The sequence below is a fragment of the Alteromonas sp. G4i13 genome, assembly GCF_054960505.1.
Map to the genome: position 1 here is coordinate 1 of NZ_JBHNYX010000112.1, position 872 is coordinate 872.

Annotated in this window: 1 protein-coding gene; it reads left to right on the forward strand. The window is 51.8% G+C overall.

From position 1 onward, the window contains the following. The first annotated feature begins 361 nt into the window (after window positions 1-361). Entirely contained in the window at window positions 362-838 is a 477-nt protein-coding gene (locus ACFI6J_RS21515) for a hypothetical protein (RefSeq protein ID WP_462586399.1), read from the forward strand. The last annotated feature ends 34 nt before the right edge of the window (window positions 839-872 follow it).

An 872-nucleotide genomic window follows, 5' to 3' on the forward strand; every position in this document is an offset into this window, starting at 1 on the left:
TCACACGGCTGCTGAGAGCACCGCTGCGACCCAGGCGTCGAGCACCTTGAACGCACTCGTCGTTGCCGGTGCCGTCAAGAACATTGGCACTACGCGCGCACCTGTGTGGGAAATGGTTCCTGGGCCGGTCGTGGAGCGTCTGCGCGAGTTCGCGGCCTAAACCAGGAATGGACACACAAATAGCGGGGAGCAGCAAGTCTGCTCCCTTGCTTTTCACAAATGCAAGCCCAAGGACTTGCCAAGGGCCGGGCGGTCCCGCACCTGTGTCCTAATTGTGACACACCTGCCATTCCCATCACAAACCAGCAGACATCCGTTTTCTAAAATGTGAAACTGAATGTATCAACGATGGAGAAAACAAATGAAAGAAAATGGCAAATTCATTCTGAGTGCGGTTCAAGATCATCTCGACGAGAAAACGGACGAGGATGTGATCTTTGGCGAAATGGAGCTTCTTGGCTTACTTACTGAGCAGCAACGAGTTCGAATTGGTAATGAGGTGTGGAAGGTTCATGTGACGCACGACTATACGGTCGGCAAGCGGTATCGGATCGTCGTAGAAGTTGGTGCTGGGCATGATGACGGTTGCGACGTAATGCGTATGATCGTTATGGAGCAGGCTGGCGGTATTGCACACGAATGGTCTGTTATGGATATCATCGAGACTGATCCGGGTGCAGCATTTATGGGTCCGCAGATCGAGCAAGCTCTGAATAACTTGGGCGATCAGGTCGAATGGATCGAGTTTCGCGGTAAGGCGTTTAAGGGCACGTTGCAAGAAGATTTCACGTTTTTGCGGATTCGCGCGATGCTAAAGGTTATGGAAAACGAACTGTAAGAAAGGTTTCGAGGTCTCGGGCTAGGAATGGTCT